Annotated in this window: 8 protein-coding genes and 1 pseudogene; 6 read left to right on the forward strand and 3 right to left on the reverse strand. The window is 43.1% G+C overall.

Going from position 1 to position 7,093, the window contains the following annotated elements; genetic code table 11:
* Window positions 1-418: pseudogene (locus VK080_RS06145) on the forward strand (aconitate hydratase); the annotation flags it as partial.
* Window positions 419-421: 3 nt separating this feature from the next.
* Window positions 422-595 carry a hypothetical protein gene (locus VK080_RS06150; protein ID WP_324223891.1) on the forward strand — a complete coding sequence of 58 codons (174 nt, stop codon included), beginning with the start codon at window positions 422-424 and terminating at the stop codon, window positions 593-595.
* 210 nt (window positions 596-805) lie between these two features.
* On the opposite strand, the gene VK080_RS06155 is transcribed toward VK080_RS06150, so the two are convergent.
* Window positions 806-1,417, reverse strand: a complete 612-nt coding sequence (locus VK080_RS06155) for a spore coat protein (protein WP_324223892.1) — start codon at window positions 1,415-1,417, stop codon at window positions 806-808.
* Between the two features lie 529 nt (window positions 1,418-1,946).
* On the opposite strand from VK080_RS06155, the gene VK080_RS06160 reads away from it, so the two are divergent.
* From VK080_RS06160 to VK080_RS06175, 4 genes are all read left to right on the forward strand, one after another.
* Window positions 1,947-2,180: a hypothetical protein gene (locus VK080_RS06160; RefSeq protein WP_324223893.1), complete on the forward strand. Its 234-nt coding sequence runs from the start codon at window positions 1,947-1,949 to the stop codon at window positions 2,178-2,180.
* A gap of 5 nt (window positions 2,181-2,185) precedes the next feature.
* Window positions 2,186-3,538: a tripartite tricarboxylate transporter permease gene (locus VK080_RS06165; RefSeq protein ID WP_324223894.1), complete on the forward strand. Its 1,353-nt coding sequence runs from the start codon at window positions 2,186-2,188 to the stop codon at window positions 3,536-3,538.
* 70 nt (window positions 3,539-3,608) lie between these two features.
* Window positions 3,609-4,907 carry an alpha/beta hydrolase gene (locus VK080_RS06170; protein WP_324223895.1) on the forward strand — a complete coding sequence of 433 codons (1,299 nt, stop codon included), beginning with the start codon at window positions 3,609-3,611 and terminating at the stop codon, window positions 4,905-4,907.
* A gap of 204 nt (window positions 4,908-5,111) precedes the next feature.
* Window positions 5,112-6,059 carry an MBL fold metallo-hydrolase gene (locus VK080_RS06175; protein WP_324223896.1) on the forward strand — a complete coding sequence of 316 codons (948 nt, stop codon included), beginning with the start codon at window positions 5,112-5,114 and terminating at the stop codon, window positions 6,057-6,059.
* A gap of 33 nt (window positions 6,060-6,092) precedes the next feature.
* Here the strand turns inward: VK080_RS06175 and VK080_RS06180 are convergent, their stop codons facing one another.
* Together VK080_RS06180 and VK080_RS06185 are read right to left on the reverse strand one after the other, a co-directional pair.
* The gene (locus VK080_RS06180; RefSeq protein WP_324223897.1) at window positions 6,093-6,674 is read right to left on the reverse strand and encodes a DUF6036 family nucleotidyltransferase; all 582 of its coding nucleotides are present in this window, start codon (window positions 6,672-6,674) and stop codon (window positions 6,093-6,095) included.
* Window positions 6,658-6,897 (reverse strand): hypothetical protein, encoded by a 240-nt coding sequence (locus VK080_RS06185; RefSeq protein WP_324223898.1) that lies wholly within the window; start codon window positions 6,895-6,897, stop codon window positions 6,658-6,660. Before VK080_RS06185 ends, VK080_RS06180 begins: the two co-directional genes overlap by 17 nt.
* Window positions 6,898-7,093: the final 196 nt, after the last annotated feature.

Below are 7,093 nucleotides of genomic sequence, written 5' to 3' on the forward strand. Positions count from 1 at the left end.
GTACTACAAACGTGGAAAGGCAACAGTTGACGATGGTGGTCACGCCATTGTCGGCGGATTTAACTATGGTCAGGGGTCCAGCCGTGAACATGCTGCACTTGCACCAAGATATTTAGGGTTGCGTGTGGCGCTTGTGAAGGACTTTGCCCGGATCCATTGGCAAAACCTTGTAAACTTTGGTGTGCTGCCGCTGACATTTGTCAACGAGGAAGATTACGATTTGCTTTCCACCGGTGATGTATTGGTGCTGTCTGATTTGCGGAATAAAATCCAGCAGGGGAATGAATTTGCCATTGATGTAAAAGATAAGGATGAACAAATTAATGTGAAACACAGCCTTTCTGAACGTCAAATCGACATTATGCTGAAAGGCGGCATCATTAACTGGGCAAAAGGCCGGCAACAGATAGGAGGGTAAACCATGGCTCGTGATAATGCGTGCAAAGCCTGTGAAGGAGAAGGCATACTTGCAGATGACGAAGGCTGGCAGTACCAATGCACTGTATGCGGCGGGGATGGCACATACGATGTTGATGATATTTCGAGACCAGCACGTGTCATGTCCGTTGATGAAAATAACCGGCTCCTGGATTGAAGTGGTGGAGTAGGTCACTTTCATTAAAAACTGTCTGTTTGCTGATGCGAACAGGCAGTTTTTGTTTGGTTAACGACGAATCATTGCAAAAGCGCCAGATTTCAATTCAAAATGCCAGACTTTTGTACAAAAATGCCAATATATCCTATTGATTTAAAAAAGAAGGAATCGGCGAGTGAGCCGATTCCAACTATTTGGACCTCTTTCTGTTTAATGCGGCATTGTTCCTTGCGTTGGGGCATAGCTTTGCTGGAACGCCTGCATATCCTGCTGCTGCAGTTGAGGCACTTGGTAATATTGATTTTTGTTTTGATAAAGGAATACTTCATAGGCCATTTCAATCATGTTTGGGACGCTATCTGCCAACACACGGCGCATAACAGGGTTGGTCATTTCCAGTGCGGCCATCGTAAACGCTGATGCAGCAGATTTTAATGAACTCATCATGAAGCCTGAAATCTTCTGGTCGTTGATTTCACTTACCGATTGGACCGGTGTTGAAGGCTGTGTCGGGGGTTGCATACCATACGTAACATTGTTGTTCTGATCCATTTTATAGGATTGCGTATCGACAGCCGGATCCTGTCCGGATTGAAACGTATCGACAATGGTATTGTAAAGCTGGCTGCAAAAAGCTCGATGTTTCTGTGACATGCTTAACAATTCCGGGTCCTGAATATACTGTTCATGCAGGACACACTGATCGATTGCACCGGTAAGCGAAGATAATGCTTCATGAGCATCGAACATATCATGACCGCCGTAATGTTGTTGTGGTGGCAGTTGCGTCGTGTCCGTGAAATTTTGCTGCTGGTTTTGCATCAACATAACCTCCTAAAAGTATTCATTGTTATTTTGGGATAAAAGGAATGCAATATGTATGTACACCCGATTTGTTTATTGCCATTTTTTATAAAGTAGTGCCCGCTATGAGGGTTTTTTGGTGTTTTGCACCGAGTGTACGAAGGTGCAAAACACCAAAACGAGCGAGAAGCCCACCAAAACGAGCGAGAGCAGTTGATAAGCGTGCGACAGCTATCTCAATCTGGGTTTCCAATAGTACAATAACCTTCTCACGATTACAATCGAATTTAAATGGTAAAAAGGGGCATTCCAAGCTAAAAGAATTTTGTTTTTTCGTGCCCCTTTTTCAGCATTTATTTCGATTCTATTTATAGAAGAAAAGTTAATTGCAGTGAAAATGACTCATTAAAATTTCAATAAATGACTTCATTAAACAATGTTGAATAGGTATAATTTTTAGTTATGAAGGATTTTTATATTTTAAAACCCGAAGGACCAGCTTTGGACAAGACTACACAGGTTTTTTATGAGAAGGGGTTTTTATAGATTGGCTGAAAATAATAAAAAAGAAAATATCGAAGTATGGGAAGATCTTGTCAATATAAAGGATCTGGTTATAAGTTTGATTATTTGCAGTGTGACATCGCTCGGCGGATATCTGATTGCACCGGAAAGTCAGCAGCCACTCATATTCGGCTTGGTTGGAGCAGTCACTGGCTTTATAATCAGCATAGTTATCATTAAACCAAAACGAAATTTCAGCTATACAGATGAGGAGTAGGCGTGATGGATATTGTATTAATTGGACAGATGGTTGTTGTAGCCCTTTTAGGTGCAGCATTATATACGATAATCGGGATTGCGCCCGGTACAGATGAAACGGCTGTACTTGCACCGGTTACACTGGTTCTTGTTATTTCCGGTATGGAACCAATTCTCGTTTTAACATTTTTCATAGCTGCGATTGTCGCGAAAAAATTGACGGACTCCATTCCGGTTGCGGTTGCAGGCATCCCGGGCGGTGTCATGTCTGCTCCGATGGTTGAACATGCGATGGTATTGAAAAAATACGGAAAACCTGATGTGAGTATTCGGAAAATGGCATCCGGTTCCGTGATTGGAACGATTGTTTCGGTGCCATTAAGTCTGTTGCTGGCAACGGCATTAATACCGCTTGCTGACGTAATTGAGCAATATTCAAGTCAGATCTTTTTCTTTGGCGCGATTTTCCTGGCATTGATGACGAAAAATCGCTGGTTTGCCGTATTATCGATTGTGCCGTTTGCATTTATCATTCAAGGGCTTCGTCATCTATATTGGGGACTGGATATTGTACCCGAAGATACGACCGTTTTCACATCATTTTTCCTCGGGATCACCATTGGACCGGTTATTTTAAAATTATTTGAATTGCTCAACGGACGAATCCGAAGACATCTGCCGCGTTACGGCACAAAAGAAATTGAAATGCGAAAAACAAAGGCGGAAAAAGGCTTTCCGAATCCGTTCAAAATTTTGGATAAGAATGAGACGATTTCAAGTGCTGTCAGCTCGGTATTTGGGGTGCTGACCTTTTTCATGAGTCCTGTTGGCATGACCATTTTTCTCGGTGAAATGATTGCAAGCCGAATCAAGGATCCTGTTAAGCGGGCAGCCCGGGCGATTTCCAGTATGGATGGCCTGACGAATGCGGCGTATCTTGCCGGCACACTGGTTCCGTTGATTGCGATTGGCTATCCACTTTCCCCAACGGCACTGGGACCCGGGCACGCTTTATTTAACGCGCCGCCAGTTTTCACATATGAACATAATTTGCATCATATTTTGTCAATGAATGACTTCGTGATGGCTACATTGATAGGAGCTGTGATTGCAATCAGCATCACCTTTTTTATAACAATCAAATATGCTCAGCGAATATGCGCGTTTGTTTTTAAATATATCCCGCATGAAGCGATGCTTGGACTATTTTTTGGACTTGTCATGATGCTGGCGTATATGGATGCTGGTGTACTGAATATTGCCGGTGTGCTGGTCATCGGCCTGGTAGCAGGGTTTCTGCATCGAAAAGGTGTCAATTATGGTGTCCAGTTCATGACGTTGTATGCAGCTCCATGGCTTGTGGGATTGATATTTTAAACGACTTCGGCCGGTGCTGTGAAACCTTCTGAAGACTTTCATCGTAGTACCGGATAAGAGGTGGGTTCCTGTGAGAAAATCTGTATATATGTCATGTTTGATCATCATCATGTTGGCGCTAGCTGCCGGCTGCATCGATGATGGCAGTGAAAACAAGGAGGATGATGCGGCTGTGAGCGGCAAATGGACAGGGTCAATTGATATCCCTAATCAGCAGCTTGACATCATTGTGAATTTAAACAATGATGACGAATGGTCCGGCACGATTAGTATTCCGGTACAGGGACTCGAGAATTATCCACTCTCCTCGGTGACGGTTGATGGAAGTGATGTCGCCTTTTTCATGGAAATTCAGGGACAGCAGATTTCATTTGATGGCGCACTTAAGGATGACGTGATTGAAGGTGACTTTAGCCAGTATGGACAGTCGTTTCCGTTTAAACTGACAAAAGGCGGTCCTGTAGACGAAGATGACGGGAATTTTGCAAGTGTGGAAACGGGAGAAGGAATCCTTTATGGTGAGGTGGAAAAACCTGACAGGGAAGGGCCTTTTCCGGTTATGCTGATTATTCCCGGATCGGGCCCGACTGACCGCAATGGCAATTCTAATGCCATTAAAGGAGAAAATAACAGTTTGAAGCTGCTGGCAGAAGGGTTGGCCGAGTATGGTATTGCCAGTGTGCGCTATGATAAGCGTGGCGTCGGGAAAAACCTGGAGGCAGCCATTCCGGAAAATGAACTTAAGTTTGATCAATTTGTGGATGATGCCGTGGCATGGACAGAGCTGCTGGAACAGGAAGAAGCTTATTCAAAAATCGGCATCATCGGGCACAGCCAGGGTTCGCTGGTCGGTATGCCGGCTGCACAAGAAGGACATGCTGATATTTTCATCTCACTTGCCGGAGCCGGCCATTCGATTGATCAGGTGCTTTATGAACAGCTGGAAGCCCAATTGTCCGGGGATTTGCTGCAGGAAGCCGAAAATATTCTGGAAAAACTGAAGCAGGGTGAAGCGGTACAGGATGTGAGCCAGGAACTGCAAAGCGTTTTCCGGCCATCTGTTCAGCGTTTTTTAGCGTCGTGGATACAATATGATCCGGGTAATGAAATGGCTCAATTGGAAGTACCGGCCCTTATTGCTGGCGGCGGCCGTGATTTTCAGGTTCCAGTCAGTGAAGCAGAACGGCTTCATGAGGCCCAGCCGAATGCTGATCGATTAATTTTTGACAACATGAACCATGTGCTGAAAGAAGCACCGGCAGATGAAGAGGGGAATATGGCAACTTACAGCGATCCGGAACTTCCATTGGCAGATGGGTTGATGGAGGGGATGATGGATTTTTTAAAGGAAAATGATTTTCTGGAATAATTAGGTGAATTTTACTTTTTGCCTATGCCAAGTAACCCATAACTGCATTTTAACACAGTCAAAATTGGAATTTAGTTGCTTTAAGTAAATGTAACATTTATTTTTGTCTATTCGTATTACTGTCGGATTTCAGGTATACTTTATGAAAGCACAAATGGCGGTGCTGGATTCAAGTCATATACAAGAAAAGGGGGAGAGTGAGGAATGGAGGATAAAAAACCGATCCAATTTGATGAACGCATTCATTTAATTGATGGATTTGATTTAGATGTTCCGGAGCGTACAGGGACATATGTGATTGATGAAGATGAACTGACACTCATCGAAACCGGGCCAAGTCCATCGGTGAAGTATATTAAAAAAGGCTTGTATGACCTGGGTTTTTCTCTGGATCAGGTCAAGTATATCATCGTAACGCATGTCCATCTTGATCATGCAGGTGGGGCAGGGCTGTTATTACAGGATTGTCCCAACGCAACAGTGGTGGTCCATCCGAGAGGGGCCCGACATTTAATTAATCCGAAAAAGCTGGCTGCAGGGGCAAGAGGTGTCTATGGTGAGAGTTTCAGCGAACTGTTTGAACCGATTATTCCAATACCGGAAGACCGTCTGATGACTAAAGACGACGGTGAAACACTTAAAATTGGTCATAACTGTACATTGGAATTCCTGGATACACCCGGGCATGCCAGACATCACTTTAGTATTTATGACCCTATCAGCAACGGCCTGTTCACCGGTGATACGGTTGGCATCCGTTATCAGCAGCTGATTCGTGAAGGGATTGACTACTTTTTACCCTCCACATCGCCGAACCACTTTGATCCAAACGCCATGCATGAATCCATCGACCGTATTCGCAGTATGAATTTGGACAAAATTTATTACGGGCATTTCGGCATGACCGAAGACGTTAATCAAGCGCTTGATCAAGTTTCGGAATGGCTTGATATTTTTGTTGAAATTGGCGAGGAAGTCGTTTCAGAAGGTAAAGGATATGATGTTCTGGCATCACGCATGCTGGAGCAGGTTAAAGGTGATTTATCGATCAAAGGGCTGCGGACTGACCATGATGTCTACATTGTACTGAATCTGGATATGCAGGTATGTGCCCTCGGTATCATCGATTACTTCAAAAAACTGAAACAATGAAAAAATGCCTGTCATGTACGGTGGCAGGCATTTTCAGCTTATCCACTTTTTGATGATATGATCAACGTGCGCTTTTCCAGCCGCATCCAATAAATAATCGATGTCCATAATTTCAGGGTCATTTTGATGAATTTTAAACATTCGCTCAGCCCATTCATAATCATCTGTCCATTCCGGATTATCTGGATGTGAAACAATAGCGGACTCAAGTCTGTGAATAATCAGGTCCTCTACACCTATTACATAGATATGGAGTCCGTTTTCCAACTTCATTTCAATAACTTTCTCCTTATTCCCTTCTAAGTAGTTATCCGGTATTTCAATGGAAATCTCTAATTCCTGATGATACCAGTTTCGTCCTTCCTTGTTAAATCCAAGTTCATTGGTGAGCAGTTTATCGAATTTATCCCGCCCATCACTAATTAAGTCGATATCATAGGTGGTATAGTTGTTTCTGGTATATAACTCTACGGATAAGCCGCCAACGATTATTGGTTGAATGTTATCTTGTTGAAAGTAAGTTGTTAATAGGCCGCAGACTTGAATCATTCTCTCATGTTTGGAAAGATATTTGAGATCTTGAAACTTCTCCTTTAGCTCATTCAGATGGATCATAATACATTCTCCGTTTACCGATCATTTTCATTTTTCCTTCCTGTTTGGCACGTTCAACACTGGCTTTTGCAATTTCAGTTAAAGCTTGCCGCTCATCTTCTGATCGCAGTCTCGTGCGTCGGACTCTTGGTTTTTTAGCTCTTTTTTCATTTAGCTGTTGATTGACTCGTTTGCGGTTTTCAGTGATGTTTTTATTAACCTGCGTTATTCTGACTGATCGCATGAGGACACCACCTTTATTCCTTCTTATAATCATTATAACCTTATTTCGGCGAAAAGTACCATTTACATTTCAAATTAATCGATTCGGGTACGCTTTGGTGAATAATTATTCGCTCTATGGGAATTCAGAAGATGGGGTCTTGGTATTATTGTCCTTTGGCTTTTTTCTGACGTACATCATGATAAGGTATATCATA

Source organism: Lentibacillus sp., from assembly GCF_035301925.1.
In the GTDB taxonomy this organism is placed as follows: Bacteria; Bacillota; Bacilli; order Bacillales; family Amphibacillaceae; genus Lentibacillus.

Excerpts from the sequence above, each read along its gene's own strand:
- VK080_RS06185 (WP_324223898.1), bottom strand. The coding sequence starts at position 6,897 with ATGCGATCAGTCAGAATAACGCAGGTTAATAAAAACATCACTGAAAAC.
- VK080_RS06150 (WP_324223891.1), top strand. The coding sequence starts at position 422 with ATGGCTCGTGATAATGCGTGCAAAGCCTGTGAAGGAGAAGGCATACTT.
- VK080_RS06155 (WP_324223892.1), bottom strand. The coding sequence starts at position 1,417 with ATGCAAAACCAGCAGCAAAATTTCACGGACACGACGCAACTGCCACCA.
- VK080_RS06180 (WP_324223897.1), bottom strand. The coding sequence starts at position 6,674 with ATGATCCATCTGAATGAGCTAAAGGAGAAGTTTCAAGATCTCAAATAT.
- VK080_RS06175 (WP_324223896.1), top strand. The coding sequence starts at position 5,112 with ATGGAGGATAAAAAACCGATCCAATTTGATGAACGCATTCATTTAATT.
- VK080_RS06165 (WP_324223894.1), top strand. The coding sequence starts at position 2,186 with ATGGATATTGTATTAATTGGACAGATGGTTGTTGTAGCCCTTTTAGGT.